This is a genomic window from Streptomyces sp. A5-4 (assembly GCF_051131715.1).
Taxonomy (GTDB): Bacteria; Actinomycetota; Actinomycetes; order Streptomycetales; family Streptomycetaceae; genus Streptomyces.
Genome location: NZ_CP178591.1, coordinates 1,013,457 through 1,031,903, shown reverse-complemented (window position 1 = coordinate 1,031,903; position 18,447 = coordinate 1,013,457). Strand labels below are relative to the sequence as shown.

Genomic DNA, 18,447 nt, shown 5'->3' with positions numbered 1-18,447 from the left:
GCCCCGGCCGGGGTCAGCCCGCCGGGGTCAACAGGCAGCGCCCGACGAGCCCCACCGCGCCGTCCATGCGCTGCCTGAACTCATCGGCCAGCTCCGGCAGTTCACGCAGGCTCCAGAGCAGCCGGGCGGCGGACCAGGCGGCGTCCCGCGCCCGGTCCAGGCTCCATGAGCCGAGCAGATGGGTGAGCGGATCGGCGATCTCCAGGAGATCGGGTCCGGGCATCAGATCCTCACGGATACGTTCCTCCAGCGCGACGAGCGTGTCGCCCACCCGGTCGAAGTCGGCCTCCAGGTCGGCCGGCAGGCAGCCCAGCGCATGGCAGCTGTCGACGACGGCCAGGGCCAGATCGTGCCCGATGTGTGCGTTGATCCCGGCGAGCGCGAACTGCACGGGGCTCACGCCCGGATGGTGCCGGTACTGCATCAGCGGACGCCAGCAGTCCGGTGGACGTCGCCCCGCGACCGAGGCGTCGACGGCGGCCAGGTACCGCTCGGCGAAGAGCACGTCGAGGGTGACGGCGCTGCGGGCGTCGGGGAACACGCCGCGCTCGATCCGCCGGCCGATCTCCTCGGTGACCGTCAGATAGACCCCGTTGAAGACCGCGAGGCCGTCGGACGGCAGCCAGCTGGAGTGGTGGGCGCGCATCCGCGCGACGACGGTGTCCACGGAGTGCGGGGCGAGCTCGGCCGGGGTGGGGAAGCGCTCGATCTGCTGCTCGATCTGCGTCATACGGGCAGCCTCGCAGCCCGGGCCCTTCGCCCGGCGCGGGCGGCGGTGGCTTCCCCAGAACGAGCGAACGGGCGCGCCGGGCGCGGGCAGGGGAAGCGCCCCGCAGGGCTTAGCGCTCCGCGTCGTACGACGACGTGCCCTCGTCCAGCAGTGGCTCCTGGCCCTTGAGATGCGCGGGCGCCAGCGCCCGCAGCACGTGGTAGCCCGTGATGACCACGATCGTGCCGAGTGCGATACCGCTGAGCTCGAAGTTGTCGGAGAACTTCAGACCGACTCCGCCGACGCCGATGATGATGCCCGCCGCGGCAGGCACCAGATTCAGCGGATTGCGCATGTCGACCTTCGCGTTGATCCAGATCTGGGCGCCGAGCAGGCCGATCATGCCGTACAGAATGACCGTGATCCCGCCGAGTACACCGCCGGGAATCGCCGCCACGACCGCGCCGAACTTGGGGCAGAGCCCGAAGAGGAGCGCGAATCCGGCGGCGGCCCAGTACGCGGCGGTCGAGTAGACGCGCGTCGCGGCCATCACCCCGATGTTCTCGGAGTACGTCGTGTTGGGCGGCCCGCCGACCGCCGTGGACAGCATGGACGCGACGCCGTCGGCCGCGATCGCGGTGCCCAGCTCGTCGTCGAGCGGGTCGCCGGTCATCTCGCCGACGGCCTTGACGTGCCCCGCGTTCTCCGCGACGAGCGCGATGACGACGGGCAGGGCGACGAGGATCGCCGACCATTCGAAACTGGGACCGTGGAAGGACGGGAGGCCGACCCAGTCGGCGTTGCCGACCGCGGAGAGGTCCAGGCGCCAGTGGTCCACCGCCTCGGCTCCACCGGACGGGGAGTGGATCCGGCCGAAGACGCGGTCGAAGACCCAGGAGATCCCGTACCCGAAGAGCAGGCCGAGGAAGATCGCGATGCGCGAGAAGAAACCACGCAGGCACACCACGGCCAGTCCGGTGAAGAGCATCACCAGCAGCGCGGTCCACTGGTCCTGTGGCCAGTACGTCGACGCGGTGACCGGCGCCAGATTGAAGCCGATCAGCATGACGACCGAGCCGGTGACCACCGGCGGCATCGCCGCGTGGATGATCCGGGCGCCGAACCGCCGCACCACCAGGCCCACGAGGAAGAGCGCGGCGCCGACCACGAGGACCGCGCCGGTGACGGTGGCGCTGTCACCTCCCGAGGCCCGGATCGTGGCGGCGACGCCGACGAAGGAGAGCGAACAGCCCAGATAGCTGGGCACCTTGCCGCGGGTGGCCAGCAGGAAGATGACGGTGGCGACACCGGACATCATGATGGCCAGATTGGGATCCAGGCCCATGAGTACCGGCGCGACGAACGACGCCCCGAACATCGCCACCACGTGCTGGGCGCCGAGCCCGGCCGTGCGGGGCCAGGACAGCCGCTCGTCGGGGCGTACCACGGCGCCGGGGGCGGGGTTCCGCCCGTCGCCGTGCAGGGTCCAGCGCACCCCGAGCTTCATGGTGGCTCCCGTACAGAATCGGTCGGAAAGATTCGGAAAAGATCAGCGTCATGCTAAGGCCGAAAAGAGTCCCTCACTCGCCGTGCCGCTGAGAGGCCGCCGGGTTTCCCTGCTGGCGCGGTCGGTTCACGGCCGCGGGTCGGGAACCGGCTTCTGCGCCGCGCCGGTCGGCGCACTTGTGCGCCCGGCCGAGCGCAGTACCCCCGCACCCACCACCAGGCCGAACGCCAGCACCGTGACCAGCCCGAACGACACCACCAGCGAGGTCGCGTCGGCGACCGCGCCGATCGCCGACGGGGCGATCAGCCCGGAGGTGTACGTGATGGTCGCGACGCCCGCGATGGCCTGGCTTGGGTTGGGCCCACTGCGGCCGGCCGCGGCGAAGGCCAACGGAACGACGACCGCGACGCCCAGCCCGACGAGCCCGAAACCGGCCATCGCGACCGCCGGATGGGGGGCCAGCACGACCAGGGCGCCGCCGACGGTCGCCGTGACACCGCCCACCCGGACCGTGCGTACCGGACCGAACCGGTCGACGACCCTGTCCCCGGCGAACCGCGCCACGGCCATGGTCAGGGCGAACGCGGTGGTCGAAGCGGCCGCGAGACCGGGCGAGGTCTCCAGTACGTCCCGCAGGTAGACGGCCGACCAGTCCAGGCTCGCCCCCTCCGCGAAGACCGCGCAGAAGCCGATCGCGCCAATGGCCAGCGCCGACTTCGGCGGCAGCGCGAAGCGCGGCGGAGCCACCTCGTCGGGGGCGCTGCGCAGGTCGAGGACGTGCCGGCAGGCGACCAGACCGGCCACCGTGAGGGCTGCCGCGGCGAGCATGTGATGCAGCCGGGCGTCGCTGCCCAGATGGGCGGCGACTGTGCCCGCGGCGGATCCGATCAACGCGCCCGCGCTCCACATGCCGTGCAGCCCCGACATGATCGACCGGTCGAGCCGGTTCTCGATCTCGACACCCAGGGCGTTCATCGCCACGTCCGACATGCCCGCCGTCGCGCCGTACACGAAGAGAACGGCGCACAGGGTGAGCAGATTGGGCGCGAGTGCGGGCAGGGCCAGCGCGAGGGTCCACAGGCTGAGCAGCCCGCGCAGCGCGGTGCGCGCCCCGAAGCGGTGGCTGATCGCCCCGGCCAGTGGCATCGACACCGAGGCGCCGATGGCGGGAAAGGCGAGCGCGAGGCCCAACTGTCCCGCGCCGACCGACGCGTGGTCCGCGATCCACGGGATCCGGGTGGCGAAGCTGCCCGTGACGGCGCCGTGCACACAGAAGACGGCGGCCACGGCGATCCGTGCCTGCCTCAACTGCTGCTGACTGAAGACCTTCTCGCCTGCCATACGTCCCCGCCCTCCCCGATCCCTGTCCCGCCCGGCCCGTCCCACGTGCGGCCGTAAACTATCAGGAACCCTGCCTGATAAATAGGTGAAATAAATCTGAGAGGATCCGTGGCATGCCCGCATCACCGAGCACCGCCCGGGCCATCAACGACCGGTCCGCCCTTCGACTGCTCCAGGACGAGGGGCCACTGACGGCAGGACAGCTGAAGAAACTCACCGGGCTGTCCCGCCCCAGCATCGCCGACCTGGTGGAGCGGCTGCAGGGCTCCGGCCTCATCACGGTCGTGGGCGAGGCGGGCGCGCAGCGGCGCGGGCCCAACGCCCGGCTGTACGGGATCGTGGCCGACCGGGCGCATCTCGCCGCGCTCGACGTCCGGACCGGGGGCGTCACCGTCGTGGTCGCGGATCTGCTCGGCACGACCCTCGCCGAGGCGACCCTGCCGATCGACGAGAACGCCACCGGCACAGGGCCCGCCGTGGAACAGGCCGTGGCGCTCCTTGAACGCACCGTCCGCCGGGCCGGCGCGGAGCGGCTGCACAGCGTCGGCATCGGCGCCCCGGGGCTGATCGACCCCGCCACCGGCGAGCTGCGCGACACCACCGGGCTGCCCGCCTGGCACCGCAGGCTGGTCGCCGCCCTGCAGGAACGGCTCCCGGCCACGGTGCTCGTGGAGAACGAGACCAACCTCGCGGCCGTGGCGGAGCAGCGGCTCGGAGCGGCCCGTGACCGCGACACCTTCGTACTGCTCTGGCTCGGCCACGGGGTCGGCGCGGCCCTCTTCCTGGACGGCAGGCTCCGCCGCGGGGCCTCCGGCGGAGCGGGCGAGATCGGCTTCCTGCCGGTGCCCGGCACCGTCGGGCTGCCCTCGGCCACCGGCTGCGACGGTGGCTTCCACTCCCTGGTGTCCGCCGCCGCCGTCGCCGAACTCGCCGTGCGGCACGGCATCGAGACGGACGGCGGAACCTCGGCGGCGGCCGGTGTGCGGGCCGCCCTGGCCGCGGGCTCGCGCGGCGCCCCCCTCCTCGAAGCGCTGGCCCAGCACCTCGCGGTCGGGGTGGCGGCCGTCACCGCGGTCCTCGACCCCGGCTGCGTCCTGCTGGGCGGCGAGATCGGGCACGCGGGCGGCGCGGCGCTGGCCGACCGGGTGGCCGACCGGCTGGCCGGGTTCTCGCCGCTGCGCACGGAGGTACGGGCGGGGGAGCTGGGCGACGGGGCGGTGCTGCGCGGGGCGCTGCTGACGGCCAGGGACGCGGCCCAGGACGATGTGTTCGCCCCTGGGGCCGGGTGACCCGCCGGGCGGCCCCGCCCGGGACCCGGCGACGGCAAGGGCCAAGTGTCCGCCGCCGGGCGCCGGCCGTGGGGGCCGCCGGGCATCGAGTGCCCGCGGGCGGCCCACTACTGATCCAGTACCCGGCCCTCCGCCGCGTGCACACCGCGGGGCGCCCGTGTGAGCCAGGCCACAGGTCGTTCATGTATGGCCGTCGATCAGGCGTGGCAGACTGGCCGTGTACCAATAGCAGCGCACTCCGGGGTCGGTGTAATTCCGAACCGGCGGTTATAGTCCGCGACCCGGTCACCTCCAGTGACCGGTTGAACAGGTGAAATTCCTGTACCGACGGTGAAAGTCCGGATGGGAGGCAGTGCGCGGCGGGCCCTCACAGGTCTTCGGTACGCCGCTGTCGGCGTTTCGTCCCACGGGCGATCCGTATTTCCGGCCTTGGTGTCGCCGTCTCCGACCAGTGGTGTTCCCGTTCTTCTGTCGTCATTGACAGGCCCCGGAGTCCGTGCCCCGTAAAGGCAGGAGACCGGTGGCCACCCGAGCCGCAGCCGATGAACAGGCCATGCGCCGAGCCATTGAGCTCGCTGCGCGCGGACTCGGCCTCACCAGTCCCAACCCGGTCGTCGGGTGTGTTGTCCTCGACGCCTCGGGGCAGCTCGCGGGCGAAGGCTTCCACCAGCGGGCGGGCGGCCCGCACGCCGAGGTGCACGCCCTGCGGGCAGCGGGCGAGCGGGCCCGCGGCGGCACGGCGTACGTCACCCTCGAACCCTGCAACCACACCGGCCGCACCGGCCCCTGCGCCCAGGCGCTGATCGCCGCCGGAATCACCCGCGTGCGGTACGCCGTCGGCGACCCGAACCCGCAGGCCACCGGCGGCGGCGACGCCCTGCGCGCGGCCGGCGTCGAGGCCCGGGAGGGCCTGCTCGCCGCCGAGGCCGAGGTCGGCAACGCCGCGTGGCTCACCTCCGTACGCCGCGGACGGCCGCACGTGCGCTGGAAGTACGCCGCGACGCTGGACGGCCGGATCGCCGCCGCCGACTCCACCAGCCGCTGGATCAGTTCCGCCGAGTCCCGCGCCGACGTCCACCGGCTGCGCGCCGAGGCCGACGCGGTCGTCGTCGGCTCCGGCACGATGCGCGCCGACGACCCGCACCTCGCCGTCCGCGGCATCGAGGGCGCCACCCAGCCACTGCGCGTCGTCGTCGACACCTCCGCCACCGCCGTCAAGCCCGGCGCCCGCGTCCTGGACGACGCCGCGCCCACACTGATCGCGGTGGCCGACGACGCCGACACGGGGCACCTGCCGCACGCCGACGTGCTGAGGCTGCCGCGCACCGCGACCGGCCTGGACATCCCCGCGCTGCTCGCCGCCCTGCACGCCCGCGGTGTCGTGTCCGTACTCCTCGAAGGCGGCCCGACGCTCGCCGGAGCCTTCGTCGCGGCCGGCGCCGTCGACACCGTCACCGGCTACCTCGCCCCGGTCCTTCTCGGCGCGGGCCCCGCCGCCCTCGGCGACGCCGGAATCACCACCCTCACCGAAGCGTTGCGGCTCGATGTGACCGAGACCGTCCGCATCGGCCCCGACCTGCGTATCACTGCCACCCCGAAGGAGCGCTGAGCGTGTTCACCGGAATCGTCGAAGAACTGGGTGAGATCACCGCCGTCGAGAACCTCGGCGACGCCTCCCGCTTCCGCCTGCGCGGCCCCGTCGTCACCGAAGGCGCGAAGCACGGCGACTCCATCGCCGTCAACGGTGTCTGTCTCACCGTCGTCGACTTCGGGGACGGTGAGTTCACCGCCGACGTGATGGCCGAAACGCTGAAGCGCTCCAGCCTCGGCGCCCTCGGCGTCGGCTCGCGCGTCAACCTGGAGCGCCCCATGGCGCTCGGCGGGCGCCTCGGCGGACACCTCGTCCAGGGCCATGTGGACGGCACCGGCACCATCGTCGGCCGCGAACCCTCCGAGCACTGGGAGATCGTCAAGGTCTCGCTCCCCGCGGACCTCTCCCGCTATGTGGTGGAGAAGGGCTCGATCACCGTCGACGGGGTGAGCCTCACCGTTGTCGACGCGGGAGCCGACCACTTCACCATCAGCCTCATCCCGACCACGCTCGCCCTGACCACGCTCGGCATCAAGCAGGCCGGCGACCCGGTCAACCTCGAAGTGGACGTACTCGCCAAGTATGTCGAGCGGCTGCTCGGCGCGGACCGGAAGGAGACCGTGAAGTGAGCGCCGTTTCCTGGCTCAACAGCGAGGCCTTCACGGCCTTCGGACAGCACATCATGTGGTCCGACATGATCGGCAACACCATAGGCCTGATCGCGCTCGCGCTCGGCTGGCGCCGCTCCATATGGACCTGGCCCGCCCAGTTCCTGTCCGGCGTCATCCTGGTCGCCGCGTACTCCTCGGCCAATCTCAGCGGCGGCGTCGGCAAGCAGCTGCTGGTCATCGGCGTCGCCCTGTGGGGCTGGCGGATGTGGCAGCGCGGCAGGCAGCAGGCCCAGGACGGTTCGATCGCCGTCCGCTTCGCCACCTGGCGCGAGCGGGGTCTGCTGGTCGCCGCGGCGGTCGCGGGCACCCTCGCCGTCGGCGGGCTCTTCACCCTGTACCCGTCGCTGTCCTGGAGCCCCTGGGCCGACGCGTACATCTTCGTCGGCACACTCGTCGCGATGGTCGCCCAGGCCCGCGGCCTGGTCGAGTTCTGGTTCGCCTGGCTGCTGGTCGACCTCGTCGGCGTACCGCTCGCCTTCAACAGCGGACTGGCCTTCTCCGGATTCGTGTACGTCGTCTACCTCGCCCTCGTCCTCTGGGGTGCCTACGACTGGTGGCAACGCTCGCGTACGAGCGTGCGGCCCGCCCTGGAAGGAGCTGCAGCATGACCACTGCCCTGCCCACCTGGTACAGCACCGACAACGTCGAGGACCTCGCCCTCGACCCGGTCGAACGAGCGATCCGCGACATCGCGGCGGGCCGTCCCGTCGTCGTGGTGGACGACGAGAACCGGGAGAACGAGGGCGACCTCGTCATCGCGGCCGAGAAGGCCACCCCCGAGATCGTCGCCTTCATGATGAGCGAGTGCCGCGGCCTGATCTGCGCCCCGATGGAGGGCGACGAGCTGGAGCGGCTCGACCTCCCGCAGATGGTGCAGAACAACACCGAGTCGATGCGTACGGCGTTCACCGTCTCCGTCGACGCGAGCCCCGCGCACGGCGTGAGCACCGGCATCTCCGCCGCCGACCGTGCCACCACGCTGCGGCTGCTGGCGGGCGGCGAGAGTGTCGCGGGCGACTTCGTCCGCCCCGGCCATGTCTTCCCGCTGCGCGCCAAGCCCGGCGGCGTACTCGTCCGCAACGGCCACACCGAGGCCGCCGTGGACCTGGCCAGGCTCGCTGGCCTGCGCCCGGCCGGTGCGATCGTGGAGATCGCCGGTGAGGACGGGGTGATGCTGCGACTGCCCGAGCTGATCCCGTTCGCCCGCAAGCACGGCCTGACGATCATCTCCATCGAGGACCTGATCGCGTACCGCCGCACCTCGGACCCCACGGTCCGCCGTGAGGCCACGGTCCATCTCCCCACCACCTTCGGGGAGTTCACGGCGTACGGCTACCGCTCCACCGTGGACGGCGTCGAGCATGTCGCCCTCGTCCACGGCGAGGTCGGCGACGGCGAGGACGTCCTGGTCCGGGTCCACTCCGAGTGCCTGACCGGCGACATCTTCCAGTCGCAGCGCTGCGACTGCGGCCCCCAGCTGGAGGCGTCCATGCAGCGCATCACCGAGGCGGGCCGCGGCATCGTCGTCTATCTGCGCGGCCACGAGGGGCGCGGCATCGGGCTGCTGTCCAAGCTGCGCGCGTACGAACTCCAGGAGCTCGGCCGCGACACCCTGGACGCCAATCTCGAACTGGGGCTCCCCGCCGACGCCCGCGACTACGCGGCGGGCGCGCAGATCCTGGAGGATCTCGGCGTGCACAGCCTCCGGCTGATGACCAACAACCCGGACAAGACCGCGGCGCTCGTACGACACGGGCTCAAGGTCACCCAGCGCGAGCCCATGCCGGTACAGGCGGGCGAGCACAATCTGCGGTACCTGCGGACCAAGCGGGACCGGATGGGGCACGACCTGCCCTGGCTGGACCCCGCCGCTTCCACCTGCGGAAACCAGTAAGCACCACCAGCATGAACACCACCAGTGAGCACGACCGACGAGGAGAGCTGTGAGCGGCAAGGGCGCACCCGTACTGAGCGTGAAGAACTGCGGAGACCTGCGGGTGGCAGTGATCGCGGCCCTGTGGCACGAGAAGGTCATGGACGGCCTCGTCGACGGCGCTCTGCGCGCCCTGCACGAGCTGGGCATCGACGAGCCGACCGTCCTGCGGGTGCCCGGCAGCTTCGAGCTGCCGGTCGTCGCCAAGGTCCTCGCGGGCCGGGGCTACGACGCGATCGTGGCACTGGGCGTCGTCATCCGCGGCGGAACCCCGCACTTCGACTTTGTGTGCCAGGGCGTCACCCAGGGCCTGACCCAGGTCTCGGTCGACACCGGGGTTCCCATCGGATTCGGCGTACTGACCTGCGACACCGAGCAGCAGGCGCTGGACCGCGCCGGAATCGAAGGCTCGACCGAGGACAAGGGCCACGAGGCCGTGACCGCCGCCGTCGCCACCGCGACCACGCTGCGCACCGTCGCCGAACCCTGGCGCTGAGTCGCCACGGGCCACCCCTTACCCTAGGACCATCATGGCGAACAAAACCTTCGAAGAGCTCTTCACCGAGCTCCAGCTCAAGGCCGCCAACGGCGACCCCTCCACCTCCCGTACCGCCGAACTGGTGGACAAGGGTGTGCATGCCATCGGCAAGAAGGTCGTCGAAGAGGCCGCCGAGGTCTGGATGGCCGCCGAGTACGAGGGCAAGGAAGCCGCCGCCGAGGAGATCTCGCAGCTGCTGTACCACGTCCAGGTGATGATGGTCGCCCGCGGAATCTCCCTCGACGACGTCTACGCCCACCTCTGAGGACCGCACCCGCTGTCCTCTCCCGTCCGAAAACTCCCGCACAGAAGGACCTGACCTCATGCTGCGCATCGCCATCCCCAACAAGGGCTCCCTCTCCGGACCTGCGTCGGCGATGCTCCATGAGGCCGGCTACCAGCAGCGCAAGGAGTCGAAGGAGCTCGTCCTCGTCGACCCCGAGAACGAGGTCGAGTTCTTCTACCTCCGGCCGCGCGACATCGCGATCTATGTGAGCTCCGGCAAGCTCGACATCGGCATCACCGGACGCGACCTGCTGCTCGACTCCGGGGCCAGCGCCGAGGAGATCCTCCGGCTCGGCTTCGCCCGCTCGACCTTCAGGTACGCCACCCGGCCGGGCACCGCCCAGGGAGTCAAGGACTTCGGCGGCATGACCGTGGCCACCTCCTACGAGGGCATCGTCGCCAAGCACCTCGCCGACAACGGCATCGACGCCGCCGTCGTGCACCTCGACGGCGCGGTCGAGACCGCCATCGAGCTGGGCGTCGCCCAGGTCATCGCGGACGTCGTGGAGACCGGCACCAGCCTGCGCAACGCCGGCCTCGAAGTGATCGGCGAGCCGATCATGAAGTCGGAGGCGGTCGTGATCCGCCGCACCGGCGCTCCCGCCGACGACGCCAAGGTCCAGCAGTTCCTGCGCCGCCTGCAGGGCGTCCTGGTGGCCCGCAGCTACGTGATGATGGACTACGACTGCCGCGCCGAGCACCTCGAAGCGGCCGTCGCCCTCACCCCCGGGCTGGAGTCACCGACCATCTCGCCGCTGCACAACGAGGGCTGGGTCGCGGTCCGTTCGATGGTGCCCGCCAGGGACTCCCAGCGGGTCATGGACGACCTGTACGAGATCGGCGCCCGCGCCATCCTCACCACGGCCATCCACGCCTGCCGTCTCTGACCGGGTGCGCCCCGGCGCCCCCGACCCACCCCGCCCGAAGGAATCCGGCCACCGTGTCACAGTCCGAACTGCCCATACTGCCGGTCACGTTCCGGCCGACCCGCACCCGGGCCGTCCTGCTGACCGTCGGGGCGGCGATGTTCGCCGTCATCACGGCGATCGCACTGCTCCTGGAGACCCTGTCACCGGGGGAGCGGGTCAGCTTCATCTTCACCGCGCTGCTGCTCTTCGGCGTCATGCTGCTGCTGAGCCGCCCCAAGGTGGAGGCCGACGAGGCCGGGGTCACGGTCGTCAACCTCACCACCAGGCGCCGGCTGGAGTGGGCCGAGATCGTGAAGGTCAACCTGCGTCCCGGCGACGCCTGGGTCTTCCTCGACCTGAGCGACGGCACCAGCCTGCCGGCCCTCGGAATCCAGCCCGGCATCGCCAAGGAGCAGGCCATCCGTGACGCCCGCGCGCTGCGCGCCCTGGCGGAATTCCACGGCTCGGGCACACACGCCGACTGAGCCCCACCCGGCTCGCCGCGCCAATGATTACTCTGTTGACTGTGGCGCCGAGAACGGCCCGCCCCGCACCGAACGGCCGCACCTGGGCCGCGGGGCACCTGCGACCCAAGGAGTGACTCCCTCCAGCAATGGACGGATCGTCCGGTAGTACCTGCGCCGCCCCCTCTTCGGAGTCGGCGGCATGACCATCCCGCTCGTGCTGCTCGCCGCAGCCTTCCTCCTCATCCTCGCCAACGGGTTCTTCGTGGCCGCCGAATTCGGCCTGGTCACCGTGGAGCGGCCGGACGCCGAGCGCGCCGCGGCGGCGGGTGACCGGCGGGCCCGTACCGTCGTCACCGCGCTGCGCGAGCTCTCCTTCCAGCTCTCCGGCACCCAACTCGGCATCACGATCACCTCCCTGGTGGTCGGCATGCTCGCCGAGCCCGCGCTGGCCCACCTCCTCGCCGGCCCCTTCACCGCCGTCGGCGTCCCCCAGGGCGCCGTGTCCGGCATCTCCGTCGTGGTCGGCATGCTGCTCGCCTCCGCCGTCCAGATGGTGATCGGCGAGCTCGTGCCGAAGAACTGGGCGATCTCCAGGCCCCTGCAGGTCGCACGATTCGTCGCCGGCCCGCAGTACCTGTTCTCGACCGTCTTCCGGCCGGTGATCTCCCTCCTCAACTCCGTCGCCAACCGCCTCGTGCGGATGCTGGGCGTCGAACCCACCGAAGAGCTGGCATCCGCCCGTACCCCGGGAGAGCTCGTCTCGCTCGCCCGCCACTCGGCGCTGGCCGGCACGCTGGAGCAGGACACCGCCGATTTGTTCGTACGGGCCCTCTCGCTCGGCGGGCTCACCGCGCAGCACGTCATGACGCCGCGGGTGAAGGTCAGCGCCCTGCAGTCCTCCGCGACCGCGGCGGACGTCCTCAACCTCACCCGGGCCACCGGCCTGTCCCGTTTCCCCGTCTACCGGGAGCGCATCGACGAGATCGTGGGCATGGTCCACCTCAAGGACGCGCTCGCCGTGCCGGTGGACGAGCGGCTGCGCACCCCGGTGTACCGGGTCGCGGTCCCGCCGCTCCTGGTGCCTGAGACCCTGCCCGTCCAGCAGCTGCTGGACCGGCTGCGCAGCGAGCAGCCGATCGCCGTCGTCGTCGACGAGTACGGCGGCACGGCCGGGGTCGTCACCCTGGAGGACATCGTCGAGGAGCTCGTCGGAGAGGTCAGGGACGAGCACGACGACGAGGGCGCCGAGCGACCCGAGCTCGCCGCGGTGCCCGCCGAGGACGGCCAGCCCGCCTGGGAGGCCGAGGGCAGCTGCCGGGTCGTCGGCCTGCGGCGCATCGGCCTCGAAGTCCCCGAGGGCCCGTACGAGACCGTGGCCGGTCTGGTGGCCGATCTGCTGGGGCGCATCCCCGCACCCGGAGACCGGGCCGAACTGCCCGGCTGGCGCCTGTGTGTGCGGCAGGTGGACCGCCATCGCGCGGAGCGGGTCCGTCTTGTCCGTACCGTGCAGGTCCCGGAGGCCGTGCGATGAACGTGCTGCACCTGTTGTTCGCCGTGCTGCTGGTCCTGGCGAACGGGTTCTTCGTCGGCGCCGAGTTCGCGCTCATCTCCGTACGCCGCAGCCAGATCGAACCGCTCGCGGCCGGCGGCTCCGCACGCGCCAGGAAAGTCCTGCACGGCCTGGAGCGCCTTCCGCAGATGATGGCGGCGGCGCAGTTCGGCATCACGATCTGCTCGCTGACCCTCGGCGCGGTGGCGGAGCCGACCGTCGCGCGTCTGCTGGAGCCCGTCTTCCACGCGGTGCACCTGCCCGAAGGGCTGATCCATCCCCTCGGATTCGTGATCGCGCTGGCGGTGGTCGTCGTCCTGCACCTCGTGATCGGCGAGATGGTCCCCAAGAACCTCGCCATGGCCGCCCCCGAGAAGACCGCGCTGTGGCTCAGCCCCGGCCTGGTCGGCTTCGCGCGGCTGTGCCGCCCGGTGACGGTGGGGCTCGGCGCCTGTGCGCGTCTGGTGCTGCGGCTGTTCCGCGTCGAGCCCAGGGACGAGGTCGAGTCGGTCTTCACCAGTGAGCAGCTGAACCGCCTCGTCGAGGACTCGGGGCAGGCCGGACTGCTGGAGCCGGGGGAGCAGGAACGCCTGGAGGACGCGCTGGAACTGGGCAGCCTCCTGGTCGCCGACGTCCTGCTCGACCGGGCCTCCCTGATCACCGTGGACGCCTCGGTCACGCCCCGCGAGATCGAGGAGCTCACGGTCAGCACCGGCTACTCGCGCTTCCCGGTGTGCGCCGACGGCGGTGCCTTCATGGGCTACCTGCACGTCAAGGACGTACTGGACCTGGAGGAGACCGGGCGGGCCGTGCCCCAGCAGATCTGGCGTCCGATGGCCGTCCTCAGTGCGGAGCTGCCGCTGGACGACGCCCTGACCGTGATGCGCCGCGCCGCGACGCATCTGGCGCAGGTCGCGGACGGATCGGGACGGGTGCTCGGTCTGGTCGCGCTGGAGGACGTACTGGAGATGCTGGTGGGCGAGGTACGCGACCCCGCCCACCGGGTGGTGGTGCCCCGGCTGCCCAGGGACACCGCCCCGGCAGTCGGGAACGCCGCTGATCAGGTGGCCCTGGTCGGGTGACGCACCGCCGGTGTGCGTGCCCCCGCCGGGGCACGCACACCGGCGGTCACAGCAGAGGCGGTTCCTGCTTGCCGCGCCCCACCGGGCCGCGGCCCGACAGCACCTCGCCGTACGCCTGCATCAGGTCCGGCAGCCGCAGTGTGGACAGGTCGTCGCGGGTGGGGGTGGCCGGGTAGCCGGAGAGTCTCAGGTCCCGGTACGCGCAGCTCTTCTCGTACAGCGTGCGCAGGAACCGGCCGTTGCCGAGCTCGTCGATCCAGCTCTGGTCGACGACGTGTCCACTGATGCTGCGCAGCTCCTCCAGCGCCTCCTCGTCCCACATGTCACCGTTCTCGGCGGCCAGCACCCCGCCGATGGCGGTCAGCTCCAGCGGGCGGTAGCTGGGGAAGTCGACGCGGGTGGTGAAGCGCGAGGAGAGCCCGGGATTGACCGCCAGCAGGCGGTCCATGCCCTCCGGGTAGCCGGCCAGGATGACGACCAGATGGTCCCGGTTGTCCTCGGCGCGCTTGAGGAGCACCTGAAGGGCCTCGTCCCCGTACGCGTCGCCCTTGCTGTAACCGGTGTTGGAGAGGCTGTACGCCTCGTCGACGAAAAGCACCCCGCCGAGCGCGGAGTCGATCAGCTCATTGGCCTTGACCGCGGTCTGGCCGAGGAACTCGCCCACCAGATCGGAGCGTTGGGCCTCCACCAGATGGTCGCCGCCCAGCAGCCCGAGCGCGTAGAAGACCCGCCCCAGGATCCGGGCGACGGTGGTCTTGCCGGTGCCGGACGGTCCGGAGAAGACAAAGTGACGTTTCGGCGGCTGTACGGGAAGGCCCTCGCCCGCTCTCAGACGAGCCATGTTCAGCTGCGCGGAAAGCGCCTTGACCTGGCGCTTCACCGGATCGAGGCCCACCATCCGCTCCAGCTCCGCGAGCGCCTCGGCGAGCAGCGCCGGGTCGGCCGAACCGGCCGGGAAGGACGGCACGGCCGCCCGCACCGGGATGACGGCCTTCTCCCGCACGCCGTCGCCCGTGATCGGCGGGACCGCGCCTCCGAGCGGGGTCTGGACCCCGTCGCCGAGCCGCAGGTCCCGGCCCTCCGGCGCGTCCGGGCCGATCAGGGTGTCCGCGTCACCCGCCGCGTCCGCGGTGTCCTGGCCGAGCCCCGCCAGTGACATGGCGGCGAAGTCGGTGGAGTCCTCGTACCCGTCCCCCTCGGCGATGGCCGCCAGCCGCGCCGAGGTGTCCATGAAGGCCGGGTCGACCCGGTGCACGGCCCGGTAGAGCGGCAGCGCGGCGGCGCTGCGCCCGGTGCCCTCGTGCGCGCGCGCCAGCCAGTACCGCAGCTCCTTTCGCTGCGGCTGCTCGCTGCGACAGCGCATCAGGGCGGCCGACAGCATCGGCTCCGCCTGCCCGTACATCTCCAGACGCACCCGCGCCATCCCGCCGAAGAGCCCTGTCTCGATGCCCAGCAGCGGGTCGTCGACGAGCGGGTCGGTGTGCCGTACGAGCTGCTCCCAGTCCTTGACCAGATACGCGCGGCACGCGTGCAGGAAACGCACCTGCGGGTCGGCGTCCACCGGCGGCAGGCCCGCCAGTGCCCGGTCCAGCTCGGGCACATGGCGGCCGTCGAGCCAGTGCGAGGCGTGCGCGAGCAGCAGATCGCGCGGGCTCTCCAGCACGGGCTGTACCCACCAGCCCAGCCAGTACCAGGAGTTGATGGTGCGTCGGTGCCGGGCGCGCTGTTCGCCGAAGCGCTCGCGGTGGCGGTACATGCGCAGCAGGGCGGTGGTCGTGTCGACGCGCAGCGCGTGCAGCCCGAGCCAGCCGTCGGCCATGCCGGGATCCATCCGCACGGCGGCCCTGAACTCCTCCTCCGCCTGCGGATACCCGCCCATCGTGTAGGCATCGACGCCGCGCAGCCAGGCGAGGTCGGCCGGTGCGTTCACACCCTGCGTGCCGAAGTCCGTCACGTCCACCACAAACTGTGCCCCCCGTGATGTGCCGCCGGGCCGGCGCCCGTCGGCAGGTCGCAGAACCAGGTCTCAGAACCGCCGTGCCGCGGACGGGATTTGACCGCACCGAAGGGCATCGTACCTGTGCAGAGAGCTACGGCCCAAGGGTGGCGCAGGTCGGTCGCGCACGGTGACCGAGGGTGAGCGAAAGGCGCCACTGGGCGGCCCGACAGGGGGCTGTGGGGGCAGAACGAAGCCCCCGATCACGGGGGAACAACCGGGGGCTTCGCGTCTGCGGCGGCTCCGGAGAGCCGCACATTGAGAACGTAAGACCTGTACACCCCTTGGGTCAAGCGGAGTTGAGGCACTCCCGGGGCGGTTTTCAAGCCGTTCCGGAAGCCGGGGGCAGGTGGTCACGTGCAGTGACCAAAAGGGCCGCTTCGCGCTGTCGCGGAGGGCCCATGGCGCCACTTGTACCCCTCCTGCCTCTCCTGTACCAACGTATTCGCGTACGGCCGAGAGGGGTCGGTCGCGAAATGGCGCGTCTCCGCCGCTGTCCACCCGTCCCAGAAGCCGGACTGGGCCGGTCCGTCCCTGCGCCGCCCCCGTGCCCAGGACCGGCGCGCGTCCAGATCCATCCACAGCAGCCACGCGAGATCCGGGCGCAGCGCCCCGCGCCCGGCCCCCACACCCTCGATCAGCACGACCGGCGCGGGGTCCAGGAGGCGCGGCGGGCCGAAGCGGCGCAGCGACCAGTCGTAGGGGGTGTACCGCGCGCTCCCGCCGCGGGAGAGCGGCCCGGTCACCTGCTCGCGCAGCCGTCCGGTCCAGCCGAAGAGCTGCTCGTGGGTGGCCAGGTCGTCGAGATGCAGTACGGGGGCGCCGCCGAGCGCCGCCGCGAGCCGGGCCGCGAAGGTGCTCTTGCCCGAGCCCGCGTGCCCGTCGACGGCGACCAGCCGCACCGGGCCGCAGGAGGGCGGCAGTGCGGTCAGCAGGGCGGCGAGTCGGTCCAAGTCTTCCACTCTGTCCACCCTAGGACCATCCCGGGCCGGGGCGCCTCGCAGGTCACACCAGTGGTCCAAACCAATATTGGTGGGAACCACGCGGCGTCAGGTGCTGGCAGAAGTCCGCCGGAACCGGCCATAGTTGGCGCACTGCCGGGCATCTGTTGCGCCATCCGCATCCCATTTGGGGGTCCATGACCATGACCAGATCCGCTTCGCGCCGAACCGTTCTGACCGCCGCAGTCGCGGTGGCCGCGGGTGCGGCAGCCGCTTCCGCCGCGACCCCCGCCGCCGCTTCACCCACCGGTGGCGCCGCCGTGCGTACCCCGCTCGTCGACAACCGCTTCTGGTCCACCTACCGGGACTGGCGGAGCGGCGCCGACTCGGGCACCAAGGTCGTGGCGGGCCGCCGGCCGTCCCTGGTCATCGCCACGCCGTCCGGCCGCACCGAGTACACCGATCCGCACACCGGCGCGACCACCAGCTGGGAGAGCGCGACCTGGACCTCGCCGGTCCACCGCTGCACGGTCCCCGCGACCGAGGTCATCGCCTCCTGGAACGCGCACACCCCGGCCGGTACCTGGCTGGCGGTCGAGCTGAGCGGCACGTACTCGGACGGTGCGAAGACGCCCTGGTACGTGATGGGCCGCTGGGCCGCGGGCGACGCCGACATCAAGCGCACCTCCGTCGACGACCAGAGCGACGACCGGAGCAGCGTCTGGACCGACACCTTCGCCATCGACGACCCGGCGAGCGGCCTGCGCCTGGCCTCGTACCGGCTGCGGCTGACGCTGCACCGCAAGCCCGGCACCCGCCTCACCCCGGCCGTCTGGCGGGTCGGCGCCATGGCCTCGGACATCCCCGACCGCTTCACCGTCCCGGCGTCCACGCCCCGGGCTGGCCGGGAGCTCGTCGTCCCGCGCTACTCGCAGAACACGCACGTCGGGCAGTACCCGGAGTTCGACAACGGCGGTGAGGCGTGGTGCAGCCCCACCTCCTCGCAGATGATCATCGAGTACTGGGGCCGCAAACCCACCGCGCGCGACCTGGCCTGGGTGAACCCCGATTTCGCCGATCCGCAGGTCTGTCACGCGGCGCGCCACACCTTCGACTACCAGTACGACGGCTGCGGCAACTGGCCCTTCAACGCCGCGTACGCCGCGACGTACAAGGACATGAGCGCGGTCGTCACCCGGCTCCACTCGCTGACCGACCTGGAGACCCTGGTCAAGGCGGGTATCCCGGCCATAACGTCGCAGTCCTTCCTGGAGAAGGAGCTGACGGGCGCGGGCTACGGCACGGCGGGCCACCTGATGACGGTCATCGGCTTCACGCCGGACGGTGATGTGATCGCGAACGACCCGGCCTCCCCGAGCAACCAGGCCGTGCGCCGCGTCTACAACCGCCGCGAGTGGGAGAACGTCTGGCTCAGGACCAAGCGCTACAACGCGGCCGGGAAAGTGGTGTCCGGCACAGGCGGCGTCTGTTACGTCTACTGGCCCGCCCACCCGAAGCTGGCCCAGCAGTGGGCTCTGGGGGCCGTGGGCATTCGCTGAGACGGGAGGCCCCGGGGGCGCGTGACCAACGTCATGTACCCCGGGGCCGGACCCGCTGTCAGTGTGGAGACGTCTCTCGGG

17 protein-coding genes and 1 riboswitch are annotated in these 18,447 nt (G+C 71.6%); of the genes, 12 read left to right on the top strand and 5 right to left on the bottom strand.

Annotated elements, in window-relative coordinates:
• Positions 1-13 precede the first annotated feature (13 nt).
• From ACLLJJ_RS04700 to ACLLJJ_RS04690, 3 genes are all read right to left on the bottom strand, one after another.
• Positions 14-730 carry a DUF5995 family protein gene (locus tag ACLLJJ_RS04700; protein WP_434587986.1) on the bottom strand — a complete coding sequence of 239 codons (717 nt, stop codon included), beginning with the start codon at positions 728-730 and terminating at the stop codon, positions 14-16.
• A gap of 109 nt (positions 731-839) precedes the next feature.
• Entirely contained in the window at positions 840-2,216 is a 1,377-nt protein-coding gene (locus ACLLJJ_RS04695; protein WP_434587985.1) for a uracil-xanthine permease family protein, read from the bottom strand.
• Positions 2,217-2,342: 126 nt separating this feature from the next.
• Positions 2,343-3,557 carry an MFS transporter gene (locus ACLLJJ_RS04690; protein WP_434587984.1) on the bottom strand — a complete coding sequence of 405 codons (1,215 nt, stop codon included), beginning with the start codon at positions 3,555-3,557 and terminating at the stop codon, positions 2,343-2,345.
• A 113-nt stretch (positions 3,558-3,670) separates the two neighbouring features.
• On the opposite strand from ACLLJJ_RS04690, the gene ACLLJJ_RS04685 reads away from it, so the two are divergent.
• The 11 genes from ACLLJJ_RS04685 to ACLLJJ_RS04635 all read left to right on the top strand — a co-directional run bounded on the left by ACLLJJ_RS04685 (position 3,671) and on the right by ACLLJJ_RS04635 (position 13,870).
• Positions 3,671-4,846 carry an ROK family transcriptional regulator gene (locus ACLLJJ_RS04685; protein ID WP_434587983.1) on the top strand — a complete coding sequence of 392 codons (1,176 nt, stop codon included), beginning with the start codon at positions 3,671-3,673 and terminating at the stop codon, positions 4,844-4,846.
• A 229-nt stretch (positions 4,847-5,075) separates the two neighbouring features.
• A riboswitch (FMN riboswitch) is annotated at positions 5,076-5,206 on the top strand.
• 193 nt (positions 5,207-5,399) lie between these two features.
• Entirely contained in the window at positions 5,400-6,455 is a 1,056-nt protein-coding gene (gene ribD, locus ACLLJJ_RS04680) for a bifunctional diaminohydroxyphosphoribosylaminopyrimidine deaminase/5-amino-6-(5-phosphoribosylamino)uracil reductase RibD (RefSeq protein ID WP_434587982.1), read from the top strand.
• A gap of 2 nt (positions 6,456-6,457) precedes the next feature.
• Positions 6,458-7,066, top strand: a complete 609-nt coding sequence (locus tag ACLLJJ_RS04675; protein WP_434587981.1) for a riboflavin synthase — start codon at positions 6,458-6,460, stop codon at positions 7,064-7,066.
• Positions 7,063-7,716, top strand: a complete 654-nt coding sequence (locus ACLLJJ_RS04670; protein WP_434587980.1) for a nicotinamide mononucleotide transporter family protein — start codon at positions 7,063-7,065, stop codon at positions 7,714-7,716. Before ACLLJJ_RS04675 ends, ACLLJJ_RS04670 begins: the two co-directional genes overlap by 4 nt.
• Complete coding sequence (locus tag ACLLJJ_RS04665; protein ID WP_434587979.1) at positions 7,713-9,002, top strand: bifunctional 3,4-dihydroxy-2-butanone-4-phosphate synthase/GTP cyclohydrolase II; 1,290 nt, start codon at positions 7,713-7,715, stop codon at positions 9,000-9,002. Before ACLLJJ_RS04670 ends, ACLLJJ_RS04665 begins: the two co-directional genes overlap by 4 nt.
• Before the next feature lie 49 nt (positions 9,003-9,051).
• Complete coding sequence (gene ribH, locus ACLLJJ_RS04660) at positions 9,052-9,537, top strand: 6,7-dimethyl-8-ribityllumazine synthase (protein ID WP_434587978.1); 486 nt, start codon at positions 9,052-9,054, stop codon at positions 9,535-9,537.
• A 34-nt stretch (positions 9,538-9,571) separates the two neighbouring features.
• Positions 9,572-9,844, top strand: coding sequence for a phosphoribosyl-ATP diphosphatase (locus ACLLJJ_RS04655; protein WP_214905880.1), 273 nt, complete (start codon positions 9,572-9,574; stop codon positions 9,842-9,844).
• Positions 9,845-9,902: 58 nt separating this feature from the next.
• Positions 9,903-10,751 (top strand): ATP phosphoribosyltransferase, encoded by an 849-nt coding sequence (hisG, locus tag ACLLJJ_RS04650; RefSeq protein WP_434587977.1) that lies wholly within the window; start codon positions 9,903-9,905, stop codon positions 10,749-10,751.
• A gap of 53 nt (positions 10,752-10,804) precedes the next feature.
• Positions 10,805-11,257 (top strand): PH domain-containing protein, encoded by a 453-nt coding sequence (locus ACLLJJ_RS04645; RefSeq protein WP_434587976.1) that lies wholly within the window; start codon positions 10,805-10,807, stop codon positions 11,255-11,257.
• 181 nt (positions 11,258-11,438) lie between these two features.
• Positions 11,439-12,770 carry a hemolysin family protein gene (locus ACLLJJ_RS04640; RefSeq protein ID WP_434587975.1) on the top strand — a complete coding sequence of 444 codons (1,332 nt, stop codon included), beginning with the start codon at positions 11,439-11,441 and terminating at the stop codon, positions 12,768-12,770.
• Positions 12,767-13,870 carry a hemolysin family protein gene (locus ACLLJJ_RS04635; protein ID WP_434587974.1) on the top strand — a complete coding sequence of 368 codons (1,104 nt, stop codon included), beginning with the start codon at positions 12,767-12,769 and terminating at the stop codon, positions 13,868-13,870. Before ACLLJJ_RS04640 ends, ACLLJJ_RS04635 begins: the two co-directional genes overlap by 4 nt.
• Before the next feature lie 46 nt (positions 13,871-13,916).
• Here ACLLJJ_RS04635 and ACLLJJ_RS04630 read toward each other — a convergent pair whose 3' ends face one another.
• Positions 13,917-15,833 carry an AAA family ATPase gene (locus ACLLJJ_RS04630; RefSeq protein WP_434587973.1) on the bottom strand — a complete coding sequence of 639 codons (1,917 nt, stop codon included), beginning with the start codon at positions 15,831-15,833 and terminating at the stop codon, positions 13,917-13,919.
• A gap of 386 nt (positions 15,834-16,219) precedes the next feature.
• A complete protein-coding gene (locus ACLLJJ_RS04625; RefSeq protein WP_434587972.1) occupies positions 16,220-16,828 on the bottom strand; it encodes a uridine kinase family protein in 609 nt (202 codons plus the stop codon).
• A 182-nt stretch (positions 16,829-17,010) separates the two neighbouring features.
• Here ACLLJJ_RS04625 and ACLLJJ_RS04620 point away from each other — a divergent pair, with 182 nt between their 5' ends.
• The gene (locus tag ACLLJJ_RS04620) at positions 17,011-18,366 is read left to right on the top strand and encodes a peptidase C39 family protein (RefSeq protein ID WP_434587971.1); all 1,356 of its coding nucleotides are present in this window, start codon (positions 17,011-17,013) and stop codon (positions 18,364-18,366) included.
• Positions 18,367-18,447 lie beyond the last annotated feature (81 nt).

Bases quoted from the DNA above. Each gene is read 5' to 3' on its own strand.
- ACLLJJ_RS04640 (WP_434587975.1), top strand. From the start codon at position 11,439: ATGACCATCCCGCTCGTGCTGCTCGCCGCAGCCTTCCTCCTCATCCTC.
- hisG (WP_434587977.1), top strand. From the start codon at position 9,903: ATGCTGCGCATCGCCATCCCCAACAAGGGCTCCCTCTCCGGACCTGCG.
- ACLLJJ_RS04700 (WP_434587986.1), bottom strand. From the start codon at position 730: ATGACGCAGATCGAGCAGCAGATCGAGCGCTTCCCCACCCCGGCCGAG.
- ACLLJJ_RS04635 (WP_434587974.1), top strand. From the start codon at position 12,767: ATGAACGTGCTGCACCTGTTGTTCGCCGTGCTGCTGGTCCTGGCGAAC.
- ACLLJJ_RS04655 (WP_214905880.1), top strand. From the start codon at position 9,572: ATGGCGAACAAAACCTTCGAAGAGCTCTTCACCGAGCTCCAGCTCAAG.
- ACLLJJ_RS04685 (WP_434587983.1), top strand. From the start codon at position 3,671: ATGCCCGCATCACCGAGCACCGCCCGGGCCATCAACGACCGGTCCGCC.
- ACLLJJ_RS04695 (WP_434587985.1), bottom strand. From the start codon at position 2,216: ATGAAGCTCGGGGTGCGCTGGACCCTGCACGGCGACGGGCGGAACCCC.
- ribD (WP_434587982.1), top strand. From the start codon at position 5,400: ATGCGCCGAGCCATTGAGCTCGCTGCGCGCGGACTCGGCCTCACCAGT.
- ACLLJJ_RS04690 (WP_434587984.1), bottom strand. From the start codon at position 3,557: ATGGCAGGCGAGAAGGTCTTCAGTCAGCAGCAGTTGAGGCAGGCACGG.
- ACLLJJ_RS04665 (WP_434587979.1), top strand. From the start codon at position 7,713: ATGACCACTGCCCTGCCCACCTGGTACAGCACCGACAACGTCGAGGAC.
- ACLLJJ_RS04620 (WP_434587971.1), top strand. From the start codon at position 17,011: ATGACCAGATCCGCTTCGCGCCGAACCGTTCTGACCGCCGCAGTCGCG.